General features: G+C 72.8%; 21 protein-coding genes. 7 read left to right on the plus strand and 14 right to left on the minus strand.

Annotation, left to right across the window (positions count from 1 at the left end; all coding sequences use genetic code 11):
* Positions 1-12: 12 nt before the first annotated feature.
* A complete protein-coding gene (locus tag IE124_RS03190; protein WP_189504500.1) occupies positions 13-843 on the plus strand; it encodes a hypothetical protein in 831 nt (276 codons plus the stop codon).
* A gap of 96 nt (positions 844-939) precedes the next feature.
* On the opposite strand, the gene IE124_RS03195 is transcribed toward IE124_RS03190, so the two are convergent.
* Both IE124_RS03195 and IE124_RS03200 read right to left on the minus strand, forming a co-directional pair.
* Complete coding sequence (locus IE124_RS03195; RefSeq protein WP_189504502.1) at positions 940-1,428, minus strand: GNAT family N-acetyltransferase; 489 nt, start codon at positions 1,426-1,428, stop codon at positions 940-942.
* A gap of 29 nt (positions 1,429-1,457) precedes the next feature.
* Positions 1,458-1,799 carry an antibiotic biosynthesis monooxygenase family protein gene (locus tag IE124_RS03200; protein ID WP_174867422.1) on the minus strand — a complete coding sequence of 114 codons (342 nt, stop codon included), beginning with the start codon at positions 1,797-1,799 and terminating at the stop codon, positions 1,458-1,460.
* Between the two features lie 258 nt (positions 1,800-2,057).
* Here IE124_RS03200 and IE124_RS03205 point away from each other — a divergent pair, with 258 nt between their 5' ends.
* Positions 2,058-2,546 (plus strand): GNAT family N-acetyltransferase, encoded by a 489-nt coding sequence (locus IE124_RS03205; protein WP_189504504.1) that lies wholly within the window; start codon positions 2,058-2,060, stop codon positions 2,544-2,546.
* On the opposite strand, the gene IE124_RS03210 is transcribed toward IE124_RS03205, so the two are convergent.
* The 3 genes from IE124_RS03210 to IE124_RS03220 form a co-directional block, all read right to left on the minus strand.
* Positions 2,543-3,223 carry an O-methyltransferase gene (locus tag IE124_RS03210; RefSeq protein ID WP_189504506.1) on the minus strand — a complete coding sequence of 227 codons (681 nt, stop codon included), beginning with the start codon at positions 3,221-3,223 and terminating at the stop codon, positions 2,543-2,545. The genes IE124_RS03205 and IE124_RS03210 overlap by 4 nt on opposite strands.
* A complete protein-coding gene (locus tag IE124_RS03215) occupies positions 3,220-4,344 on the minus strand; it encodes a DUF2330 domain-containing protein (protein WP_189504781.1) in 1,125 nt (374 codons plus the stop codon). The genes IE124_RS03210 and IE124_RS03215 overlap by 4 nt, the downstream gene beginning before the upstream one ends.
* A gap of 69 nt (positions 4,345-4,413) precedes the next feature.
* The gene (locus tag IE124_RS03220; protein WP_189504508.1) at positions 4,414-5,661 is read right to left on the minus strand and encodes a cytochrome P450; all 1,248 of its coding nucleotides are present in this window, start codon (positions 5,659-5,661) and stop codon (positions 4,414-4,416) included.
* A gap of 230 nt (positions 5,662-5,891) precedes the next feature.
* Between IE124_RS03220 and IE124_RS03225 the strand changes: the two genes are divergently transcribed.
* On the plus strand, positions 5,892-7,061 hold the full coding sequence (locus tag IE124_RS03225) for a steroid 3-ketoacyl-CoA thiolase (protein WP_189504510.1): 1,170 nt from the start codon (positions 5,892-5,894) through the stop codon (positions 7,059-7,061).
* Here the strand turns inward: IE124_RS03225 and IE124_RS03230 are convergent.
* The 8 genes from IE124_RS03230 to IE124_RS03265 form a co-directional block, all read right to left on the minus strand.
* Entirely contained in the window at positions 7,045-8,280 is a 1,236-nt protein-coding gene (locus IE124_RS03230) for an NAD(P)H-dependent flavin oxidoreductase (RefSeq protein WP_189504512.1), read from the minus strand. The two genes, IE124_RS03225 and IE124_RS03230, sit on opposite strands and share 17 nt — an antisense overlap.
* Before the next feature lie 174 nt (positions 8,281-8,454).
* Complete coding sequence (locus IE124_RS03235) at positions 8,455-8,856, minus strand: aggregation-promoting factor C-terminal-like domain-containing protein (protein ID WP_189504514.1); 402 nt, start codon at positions 8,854-8,856, stop codon at positions 8,455-8,457.
* 286 nt (positions 8,857-9,142) lie between these two features.
* Positions 9,143-10,048 carry an ECF transporter S component gene (locus IE124_RS03240; protein WP_189504516.1) on the minus strand — a complete coding sequence of 302 codons (906 nt, stop codon included), beginning with the start codon at positions 10,046-10,048 and terminating at the stop codon, positions 9,143-9,145.
* Positions 10,045-11,838 (minus strand): ABC transporter ATP-binding protein, encoded by a 1,794-nt coding sequence (locus IE124_RS03245; RefSeq protein ID WP_189504518.1) that lies wholly within the window; start codon positions 11,836-11,838, stop codon positions 10,045-10,047. Before IE124_RS03245 ends, IE124_RS03240 begins: the two co-directional genes overlap by 4 nt.
* On the minus strand, positions 11,835-12,977 hold the full coding sequence (locus tag IE124_RS03250) for an energy-coupling factor transporter transmembrane component T (protein WP_189504520.1): 1,143 nt from the start codon (positions 12,975-12,977) through the stop codon (positions 11,835-11,837). Before IE124_RS03250 ends, IE124_RS03245 begins: the two co-directional genes overlap by 4 nt.
* A 7-nt stretch (positions 12,978-12,984) precedes the next feature.
* A complete protein-coding gene (locus IE124_RS03255) occupies positions 12,985-13,719 on the minus strand; it encodes an SCO2322 family protein (RefSeq protein ID WP_229832068.1) in 735 nt (244 codons plus the stop codon).
* Entirely contained in the window at positions 13,716-14,987 is a 1,272-nt protein-coding gene (locus IE124_RS03260; protein WP_189504522.1) for an SCO2321 family membrane protein, read from the minus strand. The genes IE124_RS03255 and IE124_RS03260 overlap by 4 nt, the downstream gene beginning before the upstream one ends.
* A gap of 279 nt (positions 14,988-15,266) precedes the next feature.
* The gene (locus IE124_RS03265) at positions 15,267-16,304 is read right to left on the minus strand and encodes a Strvi_7410 family MBL fold metallo-hydrolase (RefSeq protein ID WP_189504524.1); all 1,038 of its coding nucleotides are present in this window, start codon (positions 16,302-16,304) and stop codon (positions 15,267-15,269) included.
* Between the two features lie 131 nt (positions 16,305-16,435).
* Here IE124_RS03265 and IE124_RS03270 point away from each other — a divergent pair, with 131 nt between their 5' ends.
* The 4 genes from IE124_RS03270 to IE124_RS03285 all read left to right on the plus strand — a co-directional run bounded on the left by IE124_RS03270 (position 16,436) and on the right by IE124_RS03285 (position 19,468).
* Positions 16,436-17,896 carry an aldehyde dehydrogenase gene (locus tag IE124_RS03270; protein WP_189504526.1) on the plus strand — a complete coding sequence of 487 codons (1,461 nt, stop codon included), beginning with the start codon at positions 16,436-16,438 and terminating at the stop codon, positions 17,894-17,896.
* Positions 17,896-18,129, plus strand: coding sequence for a ferredoxin (locus tag IE124_RS03275; protein ID WP_189504528.1), 234 nt, complete (start codon positions 17,896-17,898; stop codon positions 18,127-18,129). The genes IE124_RS03270 and IE124_RS03275 overlap by 1 nt, the downstream gene beginning before the upstream one ends.
* Before the next feature lie 119 nt (positions 18,130-18,248).
* Positions 18,249-18,827 (plus strand): hypothetical protein, encoded by a 579-nt coding sequence (locus IE124_RS03280; protein ID WP_189504530.1) that lies wholly within the window; start codon positions 18,249-18,251, stop codon positions 18,825-18,827.
* A gap of 98 nt (positions 18,828-18,925) precedes the next feature.
* Complete coding sequence (locus tag IE124_RS03285; protein WP_189504531.1) at positions 18,926-19,468, plus strand: hypothetical protein; 543 nt, start codon at positions 18,926-18,928, stop codon at positions 19,466-19,468.
* Between the two features lie 278 nt (positions 19,469-19,746).
* Here IE124_RS03285 and IE124_RS03290 read toward each other — a convergent pair whose 3' ends face one another.
* Positions 19,747-20,415, minus strand: coding sequence for a TetR family transcriptional regulator (locus tag IE124_RS03290; RefSeq protein WP_189504533.1), 669 nt, complete (start codon positions 20,413-20,415; stop codon positions 19,747-19,749).
* Positions 20,416-20,435 lie beyond the last annotated feature (20 nt).

Here is a 20,435-nt window from a genome sequence, read left to right on the forward strand (position 1 = left end):
GGGATGGGCAGGATGAACACCGAGGATCCACGTCACGCGAACGGCCCGTACAGCGGCTACGAGGGCAACAGCGGGTACGAGGGCAACGGCCCGTACGGCGCGAACAACGGCCACGGCGGTTACGTGGCGAACGGCGCGTACGGTACCCAGATACCGGCCGCTCCGGCACGCGCGACCCAGCACCGAGGGGCCTGGATCGGCGCGGGAGCCACGCTGGTGGCGGCGGTCATCGGTGTCGTCGGCACGTACATGGTGAGCAGCAACAACGGCAACGCGAACCCCGCACCGCCCGCCGCGCAGGGCCCGGCGACCGGCACCACCACTCCCGGAGAAGAGGCCCAGGGCGGTGACCAGGCTGCCTCGGACTCGTCGGAGAGCCCGGAGTCCACGGAGAGCCCGGAGGGCACGCAGTCCGCGGAGGCCTCGGAGGCCCCGGCGCCCACGACTCCGCCCGGGAAGCCGGCCGGCACCGTCGAATGGCAGGGTCCGCTGGCGATCACGTACACGGACGACAAGGACCTGGACTCGGTGCCCCCCGTGGAGTCCGAGATCCGCGAGGAGAACGACTTCTCCGTGTACACGTTCGGCACGACAAAAATGCTGCAGCCCGACAACGGGGTCAAGGCGCTGGTGTGGAAGGACTCGGCCAAGGCGCCCACGTACGCGGACTGCGCCGGTGTCGTCGACACCCTGGGAACCTCTGAGGAGATCAAGATGAAGACGGGCCTGGTCGTCTGCGCGAGCACGAACGACGGCCGCCTCGCCCGGCTGACCGTCAAGGAGATGACCGGCCAGGTCTCCGACGTGACCGGTATCTTCGACGTCGTCGTCTGGAGCCGCTGAGTCGGCTCTCGGACACCTGCGTCCGCCGGAGACCCCTGCGCCTGTCGGAGCCCCCTGCGTCTGTCGGAGACCCTGCGTCTTCCGGAGACCCCTCCGTCAGAACAGCTCCTTGCCGTACCAGATGTCCATGTACGGGCCCGTGCAGTACGCCGGGATCTCGACGTACCCGTGCCGTGCGTACAGGGCGCGTGCCTCGACCAGGTCCAGGCGGGTGTTGAGGACCATCCGGCGGGCGCCGAGGCCGCGCGCCGCGTCCTCCAGCTCGCCGAGCAGGGCACCGGCGCCGCCCAGGCCGCGGAAGGCGTGGCGCAGGAAGACCCGGGTCAGCTCGGCGCGTTCGCCGTCGAGCATCAGGACCCCGCCGCAGCCGGCCGCCTTGCCCTCGTACCGCGCGACGAGGAACTGCCCGGTCGGCGGGGTGAGCAGCTCGACCCCGTCGTTCGTGAGGCCCTCGTCGAGCTCCGCGGCGGTCGCGGGCCGCTTCCAGTAGCGGCTGGCGACGTCGTCGTAGTAGTCGCGGCGCAGGGCGGCGGCGTCCGGGGTGTCGACGGCCTCGGGGGAGAAGTTCCAGGTCATGCGCGCCATTGTGCGGCGCGCACGACCAGGGACGCAGCTCAGTTCTTCGGGGACGCCTGCTGGACGACCTCGAACGACCAGAGGGTGGACCCGGTGGCGGCCGGCTTCGGCCGCTCGCCGCCCTCGCCGCCCGCACCGCTGCCGCCGCCCCCGTGCGCGGCCTTCATCGAGCCGTTCATCCAGTTCTGGAAGTCCTCCTCGCTGCGCCAGCGGGTGTAGACGAGGTACTGGTCGGTGCCCTCCAGCGGGCGCAGCAGCTCGAACCACTCGAAGCCGTCGGAGCCCTCCACGGCCCCGGCGCGGGAGGCGAAGCGCTGCTCCAGGACCTCGCGCTGCTCGGCCGGAACGGTCAGGACGTTGATCTTCACCACGCTGGGCACTGGACACCTCTCACGACGTACGGATGTGCCTGCAGTCTCCTACATCGGCACGTCGGGACGGCGTGAGGTCCGCTTCCCGGCGCGGACGCGGTACGGGAGCCGGCGGCGCGGTGGCTGCCACGCGGAGCGCCGCCGACGGCCCAGGGGGTGCTTCGACTTCGATCCGGAACACTCCGGCAGACACGGAAAACCGCTACCCGGGCGCCTGTGCGACTGGCTACGCTCACCCCCTCTGACCAGCACAGATGTGGGGAACGCATGACGCAGCAGTTCACCGACCGCCAGGGCCGGGCCGTGGTGCTCGAGGAGATCACGGAGGGCAACTGGCGCGATGTCGCCGACGTGGCGCCCGCCGACGAGCAGCGCCGGTACGTGGCCGCGCTCGCGGCGCGCTACCTCCTGCTCTCCCAGCGCGGCGACGTGTGGACGTCCCTCGGCGTCCGCGCCGGTGACACCGTCGTGGGCCACGTCATGTGGGCGTACGACGACGGGGACGGCACCCACTGGATCGGCGGCATGGTGGTGAGCGCGGCCGAGCAGGGCAAGGGAGTGGGCCGCGCCACCCTGGGCGCCGTGATCGAGCGCCTGTCGGATCTGCCGGACTGCCGGCAGATCCGACTCTCCTGCCACCCGGACAACACCTCCGCCGCCGGCCTCTACGCCTCGTTCGGCTTCCAGCCGACCGGGGGCCTCGAGGACGAGGAGATCGTGATGGCGCTTCCGGTCGGCCAGGACGACGGTGCCTAGCCGACGACGCGGGCCAGCAGCAGGCCGTCGTGGCCCTTCGTGCCGACCGTCTGGAACGCGGTGGCGTCCAGGCGCGGTTCGCGGGACACGAGTTCGAACATCTCGCGCGTGCCCGTGATCGCCGGGTCGTCGGGGTGCGCGGTGGCGACCTTCCCGCCGCGCACCACGTTGTCGACGATGATCAGCGTGCCCGGGCGGGACAGCTTCAGCGCCCATTCCACGTACCGCGGGTTGTTGACCTTGTCGGCGTCCACGAAGACCAGGTCGAAGGGGCCCGCGCCCTCCTCCTCCAGGCGCGGCAGGGTGTCCAGGGCCGCGCCCGTGCGGACCTCGACGAGCTTGTCGAGACCCGCGCGGGCGAGGTTGGCGCGGGCGACGTCCGCATGGGCGGGGTCGTACTCCAGGGTGATGAGCCGGCCGTCGGCGGGCAGGGCGCGGGCGAGCCAGATCGTGCTGTAGCCGCCGAGGGTGCCGATCTCCAGGATGTTCCGGGCGCCCAGCGTCACGGCGAGCAGGTGCAGCAGCTTGCCCTGGTTCGGGGCGACCGCGATCTCGGGCAGGCCGGCCGCCGTGGACGCGGCGAGCGCGCCGGTCAGCGCCTCGTCCGCCGGGGCGAGCAGCTCGGTGATGTAGCGGTCCACATCACCCCATTCGGGGTTTACCTGAGGGTTCGTCATGCGGTCGAACGTACACCTGGGGCGGGCTGGGAGCGGCGCCTCGACGCCCGTACGGCGAGGAGCGTCGCCGCCGCCGCGAGCAGTGCGCCGCCGCCGACCGTCACCAGCCAGGCCGGGACGTCGTCACCGATCGTCAACAGGCGGTCGTTGTAGACGACTTCGCGGTACGGGGTGTCGGAAACCGCGCGGAGGCGGTGGTCGTCGTCGATGCGGTCCGGGTGGGGGAACTCCTGTTCCAGGGCGGTCAGATGGACCGGTACGCCGCCGGTGAGCCCAGTGACGGCGGCGCTCTCGTCGCCGTCGATCCGGCCCGCGAAGGTCACCTCGGGGCGGTCGCCGCCGATGGGGGAGCGGGGCTCCATCCGGTGGTCGGCGAGGACGTACAGGCCGAGCGTCTGCGGTGTCCGCGCGAGCCGGGACAGCCGCATGGGATAGACGAGTTCGGGGGAGGCGAAGCTGATCCGCAGCGGGGACAGCTTGCCCTGGAGGGACGCGCCCTTCTCCTGCGGGGCGAGACGGACGGCGACGTACTCCCACCTCCGGTCCACATACGGCCGGAGCGCGCCGGGGAGCCGTTCGGGCAGCTCGAAGCCGTTGGCGTGCAGCCAGTCGCCGAGCGCGGCGGGGTCGGTGGCGGTCAGCCGGGCCACGTCGAAGGGGCCGAGCCGCTCGCGGCCCACGACGCCGACGCCGGAGCCCGCGCCGGGCGGGGCGGCGCCGGCCGCGCCGTCGCCGTACGAGCTGTCGAAGGGCCAGTCGCCCTCGCGCGGCCAGAAGTAGTGCCGGTCGCGTTCTTCGGGCGCGGTGAGCGATTCGAGCGCGTCGAAGAGGGCAGGGTCGCCGAGGGTGACCTCGGCGCGGCTCGGTACCGGCATGATCCAGGCGGCCCGCCTGGCGTTCCCGTGGACGTTGAAGCGCATGACGATGGTCTCGGTGCGCCCGTCCCAGCGGACGGCCGACTCCTCCCGGTCGACGCCGATGCGCTCGGAGCTGTCCGGGATCATCGCGCCGCAGCCGCAGGCGTACGCCGGTGCGACGAGCGAGCCGATCTGGAGCGCGAGCAGCGCGACGAGCGTCGTCAGGATTCTGGTGGCCGGATTGCTTCCGTGTGTCCCCCGCATGTGGGGTCGGACGCGGCCGGAGACGTTCCGGTTCCGGCCGGTCACCGTTCCTCGGCGGGGTCCTGCCGATCAGGCCGACGTGCGGACCCTGAGTTCCTTCACCCCGTTCAGCCAGGCGGCCCGCAGCCGGCGCGGTTCGCCCACGAGCGTGAGGTCGGGCAGGACGTCCGCGATCGCGTTGAAGATCAGCTCGATCTCCTTGATGGCGAGGGACTTGCCGAGGCAGAAGTGCGGTCCGCCGCCGCCGAAGCCGAGGTGGGGATTCGGGTCGCGGGTGATGTCGAAGCGCTCGGGGTCGGTGAAGACCTCGGGGTCGTTGTTGGCGGAGGAGTAGAAGATGCCGACGCGGTCGCCCGCGCGGATCTTCTGCCCGCCGATCTCGGTGTCCTGCGTCGCGGTCCGCTGGAAGGAGACCACGGGTGTCGCCCAGCGGACGATCTCCTCGGCGGCGGTCGCCGGCCGCTCCCGCTTGAAGAGTTCCCACTGGTCGGGGTGGGTGAGGAAGGCGTGCATGCCGTGGCTGATGGCGTTGCGCGTGGTCTCGTTGCCGGCGACGGCGAGGAGGAGGACGAAGAGGCCGAACTCGTCGGAGGAGAGGTTGCCCTGGCCCTCGGCGGCGACGAGCTGGCTCACGATGTCGGCGGCCGGGCATTCCTTGCGGGCGGCGGCCATGGTCATCGCGTAGCCGATGAGTTCCATGGCGGCCTCGGCGCCGACCTCTTCGGTGATGGCGTACTCGGGATCGTCGTAGGCGATCATCTTGTTCGACCAGTCGAAGATCCGGGAGCGGTCCTCCTGGGGGACGCCGATGAGCTCGGCGATCGCCTGGAGGGGCAGTTCGACGGCGACCCGGGTGACGAAGTCGAAGCTGCCGTCGGGTCCCGCGCCCTGCCGGGCCTCCTCGGCGATGGCGCGGGCGCGGTCGCGCAGGGCCGTCTCCAGGCTCCGGATCGCCCGGGGCGTGAAGCCGCGCTGGACGATCTGGCGGACCCGGGTGTGCTCGGGCGGGTCCATGTTGAGCATGATCAGCTTCTGGACGTCGATCTGCTCCTGGGCGATGCTCTCGTTGAAGCGGATCACGGCGGTGTTGAGGTTCGAGGAGAACAACTCCGGGTGCGTGGAGACGTACTTGACGTCCGCGTGGCGCGTGACGGCCCAGTACCCCTCGTCCCTGAAGCCCGTGATGCCGGCCGGCTGCGGGCACCACCACACGGGGGCGGTCTTCCGCAGTTCGGCGAACTCCGGGAAGGGTATGCGCGTACGGAGCAGGTCGGGGTCGGTGGCGTCGAACCCTTCGGGGAGATGGGGGCAGGGCATCGGCAACACGCTCCATTATCTGATGGCCCATCAGAAACTGCCGGGAAAGTTAGTAACGACTTCGCCAAGTAGCAAGAGGCGGGGCGAGAACTGTTGCGGCCCGGACCCTTGCGTACCCGGGGTAGCAGTCATAAGACTGCACTCAGAACTAGAACGCGTACTAGTTCCCCCGGGACGCCGACCGGACGAGGTGCCGGGACACCTCGACCGGTCGAGGAGAGGACGAGCTCATGGCCGCGGAACCCGTCATCGTCGAAGCCGTACGCACCCCCATCGGCAAGCGCGGAGGCGCGCTCGCCAACCTCCATCCCGCCTACCTCCTGGGCGAGACCTACCGTGAACTCCTCGGCCGCACCGGCATCCACGCCGACTGCGTCGAACAGATCGTCGGCGGTACGGTCACCCACGCCGGCGAGCAATCCATGAACCCGGCGCGCACCGCCTGGCTCACCATGGGCCTCCCCTACGAGACGGCCGCCACCACCGTCGACTGTCAGTGCGGCTCCTCGCAGCAGGCCAGCCACATGGTCGCCAACATGGTCGCGGCCGGCGTCATCGACATCGGCATCAGCTGCGGCGTCGAGGCCATGTCCCGCGTCCCGCTCGGCTCCGGTTCCAAGCACGGCCCCGGCAAGCCGTTCCCCGACGAGTGGAACGTCGACCTGCCCAACCAGTTCGAGGCCGCCGAGCGCATCGCCCGCCGTCGCGGACTCACCCGCGAGCGAGTCGACTCCCTCGGCCTCCTCTCCCAGGAACGGGCCGCGGCCGCCTGGGCCGAGGAGCGGTACAAGCGCGAGACCTTCGCCGTCCAGGTCCCCACCACGGAGGCCGAACAGGCCGCGGGACAGGGCATGTGGCGGCTCGTCGACCGTGACGAGGGCCTGCGCGACACCAGCATGGAAGGCCTGGCCCGGCTCAAGCCCGTCATGCCGACCGCCGTCCACACCGCCGGGAACTCCTCCCAGATCTCCGACGGCGCCTCCGCCATCATGTGGGCCTCCAAGCGCATGGCCCGTGCCCTCAAACTCCGCCCGCGCGCCCGCATCGTCGCCCAGGCCCTCGTCGGCGCCGACCCGCACTTCCACCTCGACGGACCGGTCGACGCGACCCGCGCGGTGCTCGGCAAGGCCGGCATGTCGCTCAAGGACATCGACCTCGTCGAGATCAACGAGGCCTTCGCCTCGGTGGTCCTGAGCTGGGCCCAGGTCTTCGACCAGGACCTGGAGAAGGTCAACGTCAACGGCGGCGCCATCGCCCTCGGCCACCCGGTCGGAGCCACGGGAGCCCGTCTCATCACCACCGCCCTGCACGAACTGGAGCGCACCGACAAGGAGTTCGCGCTCATCACCATGTGCGCCGGCGGGGCTCTGGCCACGGGCACCATCATCCAGAGGCTGTGATCCCCGTTGTGGTCGGGATCCCTGTGCTGTCCGGGGTCGCCGTGGTGTCACGGATTCCCGTGGCGGCCGGCGCCCCGCCCAGGGCCCGCGTCGCCTGTGCGACGAGTGCGGTGAGGTAGGAACCCGCCGACGGGGACTCCTGGGCCAGGGCCGCCGCCTGCCCGGCCCACAGGTTCAGGTACTCGGGCCGGTCCTGGGCGGCGGCGGCCCGGCGGACGGGCTGCATCAGGGCGTTCTGCACGGGGTACGGCGGCACACGGCCCTCGTGGGCCGCCATGTCCCGGACGAAGCGGTTCGGGATGCCCCGGGCCGTGCGCCCGGAGAAGAGTCGGGTGAGCACGGTCGTCCGGGCCTCCGGGGTGCCGAGGGTCCGCCGGTGGGCCTCGCTCGCCCCCGACTCGCGGGCGGCGAGGAAGCCCGTGCCGATCTGGACCGCGTCCGCGCCGAGGGCGAGGGCGGCGGCGATCCCGCGGCCGTCGGCGATCCCGCCCGCCGCGACGACGGGGACGGACACCGCGTCCGCCACCTGCGGGACGAGGGAGAAGGTGCCGACCAGGGATTCCCGTACCGGCCGGAGGAAAGCGCCCCGGTGGCCGCCCGCGTCGCTGCCGGAGGCGACGACCGCGTCCGCCCCGGCCCGCTCCAGGGCCACCGCCTCCTCGACGGTCGTCGCCGTGCCCACCACGACGATCCCGCGCCGCCGGGCCTCGGTGACGAGGCGGCGCGGCGGCAGGCCCATGACCAGGCTGATCACCGGCGGCGACGCCGCGAGCAGGGCGTCGAGCTGCTCGTCGAAGTCCGGCCACGCCCGTACGTCCACGGCGCTCGGCGGTCGTGCGCCCAGCTCCTCGTAGTACGGCCGCAGGCGCTCGACGTGCTCCGCGTGCTCCGCCGTCATCGGTTCCGTGACGGCGGCGAGGGCCTCGGCCTCACCCTCCTGCGGGACCCAGAGGTTCACGGCGAAGGGCCGGCCGGTGGCCGCGCGGAGCCGGGCCACGAGCGCGGTGATCTCCTCGGGGGTGTGGATGTGGGCCCCGTACGAGCCGAGGCCACCGCCCTCGGACACGGCCGCCGCGAGCGCGACGGAGGACAGACCGCCGCCGAAGGGGCCCTGGACGACGGGGAGCGCGGTGCCGACGAGCTCGCCGAAGCGGCCGGGGGCGAGGGGGCCCGGCTCCGTGAGGAGCGGGAGCGGGTGCGGGGTGGGTACTGCGGACATGGGCAGCCTCCGGCGTCGTCGCGACGGGATCTCTGGCCCGCCGACCTCATGGACACTAGACGACCGGTCTACTAAATTTCCACAGCGGAAAGCGCCGCCGGCGAAACGCCGCAGGCCCCGCCCCTCCGAGAGGAGGGCGGGGCCTTGCGGGTGCGCTGTGCGGCGGCGGGACTCTTAGTACCAGCCGTTGGCCTGCCAGAACGCCCAGGCGGCGTTCGGGGAGCCGTAGCGCTCGTTCATGTAGTCCAGGCCCCACTTGATCTGGGTGGCCGGGTTGGTCTTCCAGTCGGCACCGGCCGAGGACATCTTCGAGGCCGGCAGGGCCTGGACCAGGCCGTAGGCGCCGCTGGAGGAGTTGGTCGCGGTGTGGTTCCAGTGCGACTCGTGCTCGACGATCTTGCTGAAGGACGCGTACTGCGAGGCGGGGACGATGTCACGAGCGAGCTCCTGCGGGCTGGCGGCCGAAACCGAGCCCGTCGTGCCGAGCACCGCACCCGAAGCGCCCAGCAGCACGGCTGCGGTGGCGGCGAAGGTCTTCTTGCGGGCGGCGACACGAGTGGTGAGCGAGCTGATCAACGTTTCTACCTAACGTCGGGAACAAGGGGCGTGCCAGGCGATTTCGGCAAGCCGGAACCAGAGCCCGGGAGTCCCGGGAACTGGGGGGAACCGGCCGTCCGAGGCGCTGCGGTGAGCACCGGCTGCCTGGCGACGTCCTCAACAGAACCAGGATCGGAACCTCGGCGCAACGACCCCCTGTACGAGGAAGGTTCGGACCCGGGCGGAAGGTCCCGGGGGGTGGGTAGGGCACGTTTCCGCAGGTCATGACGGGATCTGGGGCGATTTGAGAGGGTACGCCCGACTACTATTTCCGCTCGTACGTGACGTAGGTCCTGTGGGCCGCCTCACCCGGAGCGCCCCTTTTCGGGCCTTCGAATGTGACCTGGGCCTCGAAGTTCGCCCGTCGAGTGGCACGGCGCAGTGCCTTCAGAAGCGTGGATCCGATGGTGAGCGTGAGGACGACGGTCAGGGCGGCGCGGCCGAGGTCCCAGCCGAGGGAGGTGGCGACGAGGAAGGTCAGGAAGCGGACGAGGTTCTCGTGGAGGGGGGCGCCGGGCACGAAGTAGATCCCGCCGCTTCCGTCGCCCGTGGCCGTCTCTCCGCCTCCGATCGTCACCCAGCCGTACAGGTTGGTGATCGTGCCGTACGCGAACGCCGCCACGAAGCCGTACGCGGCGAGCATCAGCCGCTCACCCCGGCCCCGGAGTCTCTCGGGCGCCGGCAGCAGCCCGGCCCCCATCGTGAACCAGCCCATCGCGAGCATCTGCGTCGGCATCCAAGGGCCCACCCCGCCCGTGAGCAGGGCCGACGCGAACATCGTCACCGCGCCGAGGACGAAACCGAAGCCCGGCCCGAGGACCCGGCCGCTCAGCACCATCAGGAAGAACATCGGCTCCAGGCCCGCCGTACCCGCCCCCAGCGGGCGGAGCGCGGCCCCCACGGCAGCGAGCACCCCCAGCATCGCGATGGCCTTGGCGTCCATCCCGCAGTCGGAGATCGTGGCGATGACGACCGCGATCAGCAGCGGCAGCAGAGCGGCGAAGAGCCACGGCGCATCCGCCGAGTGCGTGGTGACGGCCGAGGACGCGTCCGCGAAGAGCGGCCAGCAGATGCCGATGAGCCCGATGAAGGAGACCAGGACCAGCGCGGTGATCGAGCGCGGGCCGAGCCGGACGGGGCGGCTGCTCCCGGGCTTCGCGGGGTGCTTCACAGCGCCCCCTCCACCTGTTCCACCGTGAGCCAGGGCTGCGGCGCGAGGATCTTGGCGACCTGCGGGGAGAAGGCGGGGGAGGAGACGACGACCTCGGCGGTCGGGCCGTCCGCGACCACCTCGCCGTCCGCGATGATCACCACCCGGTGCGCGAGCTCCGCCGCAAGCTCCACGTCGTGCGTGGCCAGCACGATCGCGTGACCGTCCGCCGCGAGGGCGCGCAGGTGCGTGACGAGGCGGGCCTTGGCCGCGTAGTCCAGACCGCGCGTCGGCTCGTCCAGCAGGAGGAGGGGCGGGCGGCCGGTCAGGACCACGGCCAGCGCGAGCGCGAGCCGCTGTCCCTCGGACAGGTCGCGGGGGTGCGTGTCGTCCGCGACCCCCGGCAACAGCTCGGAGACCAGATCCCGGCAGGTCCCGGGCCGCGCGCCCGCGTCGGCGTCGGCCGCCGCGCACTCGGCGGCGACGGTGTCCGCGTACAGCAGGTCCCTGGGCTCCTGCGGGACGAGTCCGACCTGGCGGATCAGCTCGCGGGGGGTGGTGGTGTGGGGGGTGCGGCCGGCGACACGGACGGTGCCGGAGGTCGGGGCGATCATGCCGACGAGGGTGGAGAGGAGGGTGGACTTGCCGGCGCCGTTGCGCCCCATGAGGGCGACGGTCTCGCCTGCCCGGACCTGGAGGTCGATGCGGCGGAGGGCCTCGACCCGTCCGCGCCGGACGCCGAGGCCTTCGGCGCGGACGAGGGGGGTGGGGTCGGTGGCCGGGGCGGGTGTGGTGGGGCGGGTGCGGCGCCGTAGGAACGGGAGGACTCCCCCACCCCGCCCCTTCCCGGAACCAGGGGCTCCGCCCCCGGACCCCCGCGCCTCAATCGCCGGCGGGGCTGACACGGCTCCCCGGGCCGAACGTGCGGCGTCCCACGAGGTCTCCCCCTCCGGGGAACCCGCCGAGCGGGGTGAATCCACCCGCCCCGCCGACTTCTCCTCCAGCCGCCCCTCCAGCCGCTCCTTCAGCTCGCCCGCTCTCCGCCTCGCGTCCCTCACCGTCAGCGGTAGCGGGTCCCAGCCCGCCAGGCGGCCCAGGCTCACCACCGGCGGGTGGACCGGGGAGATCGCCATGATGTCCGCCGGCGCGCCCATCACGCCCTCCGGCAGCAGGACGACCTGGTCCGCGTACTGGACGACCCGCTCCAGGCGGTGCTCGGCCAGGAGGACCGTCGTGCCCAGGTCGTGGACCAGGCGCTGGAGCACCGCGAGGACGTCCTCCGCCGCCGACGGGTCCAGCGCGGACGTCGGCTCGTCGAGGACGAGGACCTTGGGGTGCGGGGTGAGGACCGAGCCGATCGCGACGCGCTGGCGCTGCCCGCCGGAGAGCGTGGCGATCGGGCGGTCGCGGAGTTCCGCCAGGCCCAGGAGGTCGAGCGTCTCCTCGACCCGGCGCCGCATGACGGCCGGCGCGAGACCCAGAGACTCCATCCCGTACGCGAGCTCGTCCTCGACCGTGTCCGTCACGAAGTGCGCCGACGGGTCCTGCCCGACCGTCCCCACCACGTCCGCCAGCTCGCGCGGCGGATGCGTGCGGGTGTCCCGGCCGTCGACGGTCACCCGGCCGGTCAGCGTGCCGCCCGTGAAGTGCGGGACGAGGCCGGAGACCGCGCCGAGCAGGGTCGACTTGCCGACGCCGGACGGGCCGACGAGCAGGACGAGCTCCCCCTCGGGGACGGTGAGATCCAGGCCCCGCAGGGTGGGCTCGGCTTCCTCCTCGTACCTCACCGAGACGTTCTCGAAGCGGATCACGAGTCCTCCTTGGCGACGGTGACGGCGACGGTGTCCTGGGGGACGGGGGCCACGAACGCCGGGAGCAGGCCCACCAGGATCGAGACGGCCGGCCAGAGCGGCAGTTCCGGCGCCTCCAGCGGGACGACCCCGGGGTGCAGCGCGTCCGGTGCGTACGCGTTGGCCCAGATCATCAGGACCGCGACGGTCACCCCGGAGCCCGCGACCAGCCAGGCCCGCACGCCCCAGTGGTCGGGCCGGTACCGGGTCCGCACGGTCCGCAGCCCGCCGAGCCGGAGCCCCGCCATCGCCGCGAGGAGCCCGGCGGCCAGCAGCGGCAGCCCGTAGCCGGCGCCCTCCGCCGCGAGCAGGCCGTACGACCCGGCGCAGACGCCGAGCAGCCCGCCCAGGGTCAGCACGTTCGTCGTACGGCGTACGGACGCGGGGACCTGCGCCGTCCGGCCGTAACCCCGGGCGTCCATCGAGGCCGCCACCGCGATCGACCGCTCCAGGGCTCCTTCGAGCACCGGCAGACCGATCTGGAGCACCGCCCGGACCCCGCCCGTGGGGCGGCCCCGGAGCCGGCGGGCCGTCCGCAGCCGGACCACGTCGGCGACCATGTTCGGCGCGAAGGTCATCGCCACGACGACGGCGACCCCGGCCTCGTACAGCGCCCCCGGCAGCGACTTCAGCAGCCGCGCCGGGTTGGCCAGCGCGTTCGCCGCGCCCACGCAGATCAGCAGGGTCGCCAGCTTCGCCCCGTCGTAGAGGGCGAAGACCAGCTGCTCGGCGCTGACCCGGCCCCCGATCCGCACCCCTTGCGCCCACTCGGGCAGCGGCACCTCGGGCAGCGTGAACAGAAGGTGAGTCCCCGGGATCGGGGAGCCGAGCAGCAGCGAGAAGACGACCCGCAGGAAGACGACGAACAGCCCGAGCTTCACGAACGCCCCGTACGAGCGCGCCCAGGGCGCGTCCGTACGGCGGGCCGCCACGACGTACCCGGCGACGCCGACCAGCAGGCCGAGGAGCAGCGGGTTCGTGGTGCGCGAAGCGGCGACGGCCAGGCCGAGCGCCCACAGCCACCAGGCTCCGGCGTGGAGGGCGTTCGACCGGTTCGCTTCGGGGGCCGTGAGCGTCCGGCGGCCAAGGGCGGGGCTCATGCGGGGCTCATCCGCGGCGGCGGGCCTTCCAGATCGCGGCGCCACCGAGCGCGAGCACGGCCGCCCCGCCGGCGAGCACGCCGAAGGAGGGGCCGCCGCCGCTCTTGCCGCCGGAGTCGGCGGCGGAGGCAGGAGTGGTGGCAGGAGCGGTGGGGCCTGCGGAAGCGGAACGGGAAGCGGACGGCGCGGTGGGCTGCTCCTCGCCCTCCGCGACCTGCTCGCCGCAGCCCCGCGCCGGATATCCGGCGATCCCGCACAGCATGGCCGCGCCGTCGTACCGCAGCGGCTTCGCCACCGCGGCCAGCGCCTCCGCGCCCGTCGCGTCCTCATGGACCTGCGCGCAGTCGCTCGTCACCGGCTTCGCCGGGGGCTGCTCACCGGCCGGGGCGTCCTCCGGGCCGCCGAAGTCGACGACGACCGCGACGCGCTTGCTGCCGTCCTTCTTCTCCACGCCCGCGCAGATCTCCGAGAAGTCGGGGGCGGCGGAGGGCCGGGAGGTGTCGCTCGTGCCCTGGCTGAGCGCGAAGCGGAAGCCGATCGTGTCGCCGTCGGCGGGACGGGCGGTGGCGGGGCCCTGTGTGGCGTAGGTCCAGGTCTTCCCGCCGTCGCTCTCCCAGAACGACCAGTAGCGGTAGCCCGCGGCCTGCGCCGGCGCCGCCGCGACGGCGGTGAGTACGAGGACGGCCCCGGCCGCGACGGCACCGCTCCGGGCGGCTGCGCCGCCGATCCTGCTCCTCGTCACTTCTTGCGGCCGCTCACGAGGAAGCCGATGCCGACGCCGACGACCATGCCGATGCCGATGATCCACCAGACGTCGAAGCCGGACTCGTCCTCGCTCGTGGACGCGTCGGAGGTGTCCGGGGTCTTGGGCTCCGGGCCCAGGGCGTTCAGCTGCTCGACGAGGTCGGCCGAGCCGAACTCGCGCGGGTCGGTCTCCGTCGCGCGGGCGGTCAGGATCAGCTGCGCGTACGCGGCGGGGCCGCTCTCCTTCGCCCACGCGGCGGAGTTCTTCTCCAGCCACTCCATCGCGGGCTGGGCCTCCTTCGTCGCACCGGACGCGGCGAGCGCCAGGACCGCGTCGGCGGTGTTGCCGAAGTCGGGCTTCTCCGTCGTGTCGGTGGATCCGGGCATCGGCGGGGCGGTGAGGTGGCCGGTCTTCGCGAGGGCCTTCGCCAGGTAGGAGGCGCCGTTGAGCGCGGCCCGCTCGGCGGTCGGCTTCGGCAGGTCCTGGCAGGTCGGGGACTGCTCGGGGGAGGACTTGGTGGAGACGACGCTCTTGCCGAGCCCGGCGAGGGTCGCGGCGGCGGTGGCGTCCGCGTTGGCGAGGAGCTTGCCGGTCTTGTCGGGCTGGTACGCGAAGGCTCCGGCGCCGTCCTTGTCGGAGCAGGGCACCGCGAAGGTGAGGAGCGCGTCGTAGGGGGTGCGGCCCTCGACGGAGGTGTAGGAGCCGGGCTTGATGCCGGTCGCGGCGAGGGCGCCGATGACGAGCGAGGTGGAGTTGGCGTCGCTGGGGCTGCCGGGGGCGTAGCCCCAGCCGCCGTCCTTGTTCTGCACGGACCGCAGCCAGCCGTCGCCGGCCTTGACGGCCTTGTCGACCTTCTCCGGGAACATGGACTCGCGGCGGACGGAGCCCAGCGCCTGGACGGCGAGGGCGGTGGCGTTGGTGTCGCGCATCGTCTTCGCGTCGCAGGGCACGGTCGTGTCCGCGCGGTAGGCGCTGAAGGAACCGTCGGCGCACTGCTGGTCGAGCAGCCAGTCCACGGCCAGGCCGGCGGGCTGGAAGCCGGCGCCGCGCTGGGCGAGGAAGGCGTAGGACTGCCGCCACACACCGTCGTAGGTCGGGTCCTTCGTGCCGTACAGACCACTGGAGGCACCGGAAGCGGAGGGGGAAGCGGAGGCCGGGTCGGACGGCGAGGGCGCGGCGGCGGCCGGCAGGGCCAGGGCCGCTCCGGTGCCGAAGACGACGGCTGCGGCGGCGAGCGCGGCTGCGCTGCGGCGGACGGTGTTCATGGGGCCCTCTCCTGCGGCCGGGCACCGGCACGCCACAGGGGCACCAGGCTCCGGCTCCGTATTCCTCGACGGTGCCGGCGTTCACGTCCCGGACGGGGCAGTCCGACTCACCACCCTTTGAGGGGGTGGATCACGGTTGCGGGTCAGTGCCGGATTCCCACCGGCTTCCCCCCGTACGGGCATGATGACGACCCGCTCACTCTACCGGCCCGTACGCCCGCGGCCCGGTGGGTGCGAGGCGCCTCACACAGCGCCGCACACAGGGCCTCGCGCCGGGCCTCACACCGCGACGTACGTGACCGGGTCCGTGCCCGTCACGGCCTCCGCGCGGCCCAGCTTCACCAGGCGGCGGACGTGGGCCTCGGCCTCGCTGACGGCGATGTTCCGTGAGCCGTGGGGGATCTCGGCCCAGGGGCGGTTCCACTCCATCCGCTCGGCGAGCTGCCACGGGGTGAGCGGGGTGGCGAGCAGGGCGAGGAGCCCGGTGAGCCGTTCCTCGTGGTGGGTGAGGAGCTCGTCGACCCGGCCGGCGGCGTCGGCGAAGGCGTACTGGTGGGCGGGGAGGACCTCGGCGACGCCGAGGCGGCCGATGCGTTCGAGGGAGTCGAGGTAGTCGCCGAGGGGGTCGGTCTCGTGGGCGTCGCCCGGGTTCTCGTACAGGCCGATGTGCGGGGAGATCCCCGGCAGCAGGTGGTCGCCGGAGAAGAGCCGGCCGTGACCCGGCAGCCCGGCGGGGTGCTGCTCCTCCAGGTGGAGGCAGACGTGGCCGGGGGTGTGGCCGGGGGTCCAGATCGCGCGCAGCCGCCGGCCGGTGAGGTCGAGGAGCTCGCCGGGGACGATCTCCCGGTCGGGCACGGCGGAGCGCAGCCCCGGCAGGGTCCGCATCCGGCCGGCGGCGCGGGCGGCCCGCAGTGGGGCGACGTGCTCCTCGGGGGCGCCGACGGCGGTCAGCTTCTGGGTCATGTAGTCGAGCCAGGTGCCCGGCTCGGCCTCGCGGGTGCGGCGGACGACGGCCGTGTCGGCGGCGTGCATGGCGATCCAGGCCCCGGACTCCTCGCGGACCCGGCCGGAGAGTCCGTGGTGGTCGGGGTGGTGGTGGGTGATGACGACCCCGTGGATCTCCTGGACCGAGAGCCCCAGCGCGCCGAGTCCGGAGGTGAGTTCGGCCCAGGAGGTCGGGTCGTCCCAGCCGGTGTCGACGAGCACGGGGCCGCGGTCGGTGTCGAGCACGTGGACCAGGGTGTGGCCGAGCGGATTGTCCGGGATGGGCACCCGCAGGGACCAGACGCCTCCGCCGTGCTCGGTCACCTGGGTCATGTGCCCTCATCTCTCCAAGACCGTACGGAGCTTGCTCGACTCGTTGCCCATGGTAACTAGAACTGGTATCAGTTCTGAAGCACCGTCAGAAAGTCATTCAGGGAACTTCATCTCCTCGGGAGGCAGCGGTCATGACCGAGCTTGTGGAGCACGGAAAGCTGTTCATCGGCGGGGAGTTGACCGATCCGCTCGGTAACGGGGTGATCGAGGTGATCTCGCCCCACACCGAGGAGGTCATCGGCCGCGTGCCGCACGCCTCCGAGGCCGATGTCGACCGGGCCGTCGCCGCCGCCCGCCGGGCCTTCGACGAGGGACCCTGGCCGCGGATGGCGCTGGAGGAGCGGATCGCGGTCGTCACCCGCATCAAGGACGCGATCGCCGTCCGCTACGAGGAGATCGCCCGCTCCATCAGCTCGCAGAACGGCTCCCCGTACTCCTGGTCCGTCCTCGCCCAGGCTCTCGGCGCGATGATGGTCTGGGACGCGGCGATCACCGTCGCCCGGGACTTCGCCTACGAGGAGCGGCGCGGCGGCGTGCTCGGCCCGCTGCTCGTGCGGCGCGAACCGGTGGGCGTGGTCGCGGCCGTCATCCCGTGGAACGTGCCGCAGTTCACCGCCGCCGCCAAGCTGGGGCCCGCGCTGCTCGCCGGCTGCGCGGTCGTCCTCAAGCCCTCGCCGGAGGCGCCCCTCGACTCGTACATCCTCGCCGAGATCGCGGCCGAGGCGGGGCTGCCCGAGGGTGTGCTCAGCATCCTGCCCGCCGACCGGGAGGTCAGCGAGTACCTCGTCGGGCACCCCGGCGTCGACAAGGTCTCCTTCACCGGCTCGGTCGCGGCCGGCCGGCGGGTCATGGAGGTCGCGTCCCGCAACCTCACCCGGGTCACCCTCGAACTCGGCGGGAAGTCGGCCGCGGTGATCCTGCCGGACGCGGACCTCGACACCGCCCTCGCCGGGATCGTCCCCGCCGCCTGGATGAACAACGGCCAGGCGTGCGTGGCCCAGACCCGCATCCTCGCCCCGCGCTCCCGCTACGAGGAGATCGCCGAGGCCTTCGCCGCGGCGGCGGGCGCGCTCGTCGTCGGCGACCCGCTCGACCCGGCCACCCAGGTCGGCCCGCTCGTCGCCCGGCGCCAGCAGCAGCGCTCGCTCGACTACATCGGCATCGGCCAGGCGGAGGGTGCCAAGGTCCTCGCGGGCGGCGGCCGGCCTGCCGGGCTCGACCGTGGCTGGTACGTCGAACCGACCCTCTTCGGCGGCGTCGACAACTCCATGCGGATCGCCCGCGAGGAGATCTTCGGCCCGGTCATCTGCCTCCTGCCGTACGAGGACGAGGCCGAGGCCCTGCGGATCGCCAACGACTCCGACTTCGGGCTCAGCGGCAGCGTCTGGACCGGGGACGTGGAGCACGGCATCGACTTCGCCCGCGGGGTCCGCACGGGCACCTTCAACGTCAACACCTTCAGCCTGGACATGCTCGGCCCCTTCGGCGGCTACAAGAACTCCGGCCTGGGACGCGAGTTCGGCCCCGAGGGCTTCGGCGAGTACCTGGAGCACAAGATGATCCACCTGCCGGCCGGCTACGGGGACGCGTGATGGGGGACCGCTGGCACGTCGAGGTCGACCGCGGCGTCTGCATCGGCTCCGGCATGTGCGTCAACCATGCCCCGGACGGCTTCCGCCTCGACAGCGCCCGTCAGTCCCACGCGCGGGAGCCGGAGTCGGACGCGGGCGAGAGGCTGCTCGCGGCGGCGGAGGGCTGTCCGGTGGAGGCCATCATGATCACTCTCGCGGACGGCGGGGAGCCGGTCTTCCCACCGGAGGAGTAGCGGGGCCGGTGGGCCTCCCGGTGGCCCCGCCCGCGCCGCCGGAACCGCCGTGACCTGCGCGTACCGCGTGTGTGAGACTCCCTCGGCACACGTACGTACGCGCAGGGAGCGGGGCAGGCATGCGGGGTCGGGACAGCCGGTGGGCGAAGGTCGCGGGAGCGACGGCGGTGTTGCTCCTCGGGGCGGGGTGCGGGGCCGGGAGCGGGGGAGGGGACTCGGCCTTCGGTCGTGAGGCGGCGCACGCCGAGATCGTCGCCGCCGTCGAGAAGGCGGGTCTGCCGAAGTCCGACCTGCCAGGGATCGGCGGGCCGACCCCCACGGATTCCACGCCGGCGCCCACGCCGTCCACGGAGCGGGAGCGGCTGCAGGAGCGGGCCGCCGCGTGCAGCGCCTCGTGGCAGTACCTCGGCCCTCCCGTCGACGGGTCGCGCCCCGGCGTCGAGAAGGCGGTCGCCGCCCTCGTCGGCGAGGACTGGGTCCAGGGCGAGCGCCAGGTGGAGAAGCTCGACGAGAAGGGCGGCACCATGCTCCAGATCACGCTCAGGAAGCGGGGCTGGGTGCTGTACGCCCGGCACACCGGCGCGCAGGGGCTGGGCATGGAGATGATCGCCCTGCATGCGACGGAGACCGCGTGCATGAACCGGTTCACCGAGCAGGAGCAGAAGGTCCTGTTCGGGGAGGACGCCGAACAGGGCTGACGGGAGGTGTCCTTCGTACGCCGTCCGTTTCCACGTGCAAAACTAGGTCGCTGGAAACGGGGGCAAGAGGTCGCCGTGCATGCGTATTTGGGAGTGTTGTGCGCAAGCTGACGTGGGTGGCCGCGGCCGCCGGTGTGGTGCTGCTGGTCGCCGGCTGCGGAAGCGAGGGCGGCGGCGCGGACAAGGGCGGTTCGTCCTCCGGTGGTTCGTCCGCGGCCGGTGCGGACTCGGCGGGTGGCTCCGGCGGTTCGGACGGCGAGCGGCTGACCGGGGCCGCGGTCACCGCGGAGCTCACCGCCGCGGCGACCGGGGCCGGCTTCGCGCAGGACGCCTCGGGCGAGCAGATTCCGGCCGAGGTCAAGGACTGCATGGTCAGCTGGACGGCCGACGCCGAGAAGGCGGCGGACCCGGCGAAGTCCTACACGGACACCGTGGCGGCCCTCAACAAGGGCGGCTGGACGGAGGAGCGCAGCTCCGGCCAGGGCGGCTCCGTGATCAAGTCCCTGAAGAAGAGCAGCTGGCAGCTCCAGGCCAGCAACCACTCGCAGGGCCCGCTGAAGCTGGTCATGTTCGTCGCCGTCGACAGCGGCCCGGAGTGCGCCGCGGCCATCGCGGAGGAGAACGCGAAGGCCAAGCAGTAGGGACCCGATGCCGTGCGTGCCCCCGGAGCGTGAACCGCCGGGGGTGCGGGCGGCGTTCCCCGGCCGACTGCCGGGCCCTGCCCGAGTGGCGTGCCCCCGTGGACCGCCGGGGACTGCCTTGGCGGTGTTCCCCGGCTGACCGCCGGCCCTTGCCTTGGTGGTGTTCCCCGGCTGACCGGCGGGGACTGCCTTGGCGGTGTTCCCCGGCCGACTGCCGGGCCCTGCCTTGGTGGTGTTCCTCGGCTGACCGCCGGGCCCTACCCGAGTGGCGGGACCCGTCAGCGCTTCCCCGGCCCCGGCCCCGGCCCCGGCCCCGGCCCCGGAGCCGGAGCCGGAGTGGGGGCCGTCAGGTCGATCAGCCGGCAGACCGTCTCGATGTCGATCTTGACCTGGGCGATCGAGGCGCGCCCCGACAGCCAGGTGATCAGCGCCGAGTGCCACGTGTGCTCGATCACCCGCACCGCCGACAGCTGCTCCGGGCTCGGGCGTTCGGCCCCCATCGCGTCCAGGATGATCGCGGTCGTCAGTCGCGAGACCGTGTCGACCTCGGGGCTCACCCCGCGGTCGGCGAAGGTCAGCGCCCGCACCATCGCGTCGGCGAGCTGCGGCTCGCGCTGGAGCGCCCGGAAGGCCCGCATGAGGGTCTCCGCGACCCGCTCCGCCGGGTCGGCGCCCGCCGGCGGACGTTTCCGCAGCGTGGTGTGCATGTGCTGGAGCTGGTCCTGCATCGTCGCGACCAGCAGGTGGATCTTGGACGGGAAGTAGCGGTACAGCGTGCCGAGGGCCACCCCGGCCGCCTCCGCGACCTCCCGCATCTGCACGGCGTCGAAGCCGCCCCGCGCCGCGAGCTGCGCGCTGGCGTCCAGGATGCGGCGCCGCCGCGCCTCCTGGCGCTCCGTGAGCGGCGGCGCCGAGGGGCTGAGGTCCGCCCTGTTGTCTGCGGTCATGGGTTCCCGTTCCGTGCGGT

Source organism: Streptomyces narbonensis, assembly GCF_014649015.1.
In the GTDB taxonomy this organism is placed as follows: domain Bacteria; phylum Actinomycetota; class Actinomycetes; order Streptomycetales; family Streptomycetaceae; genus Streptomyces; species Streptomyces narbonensis.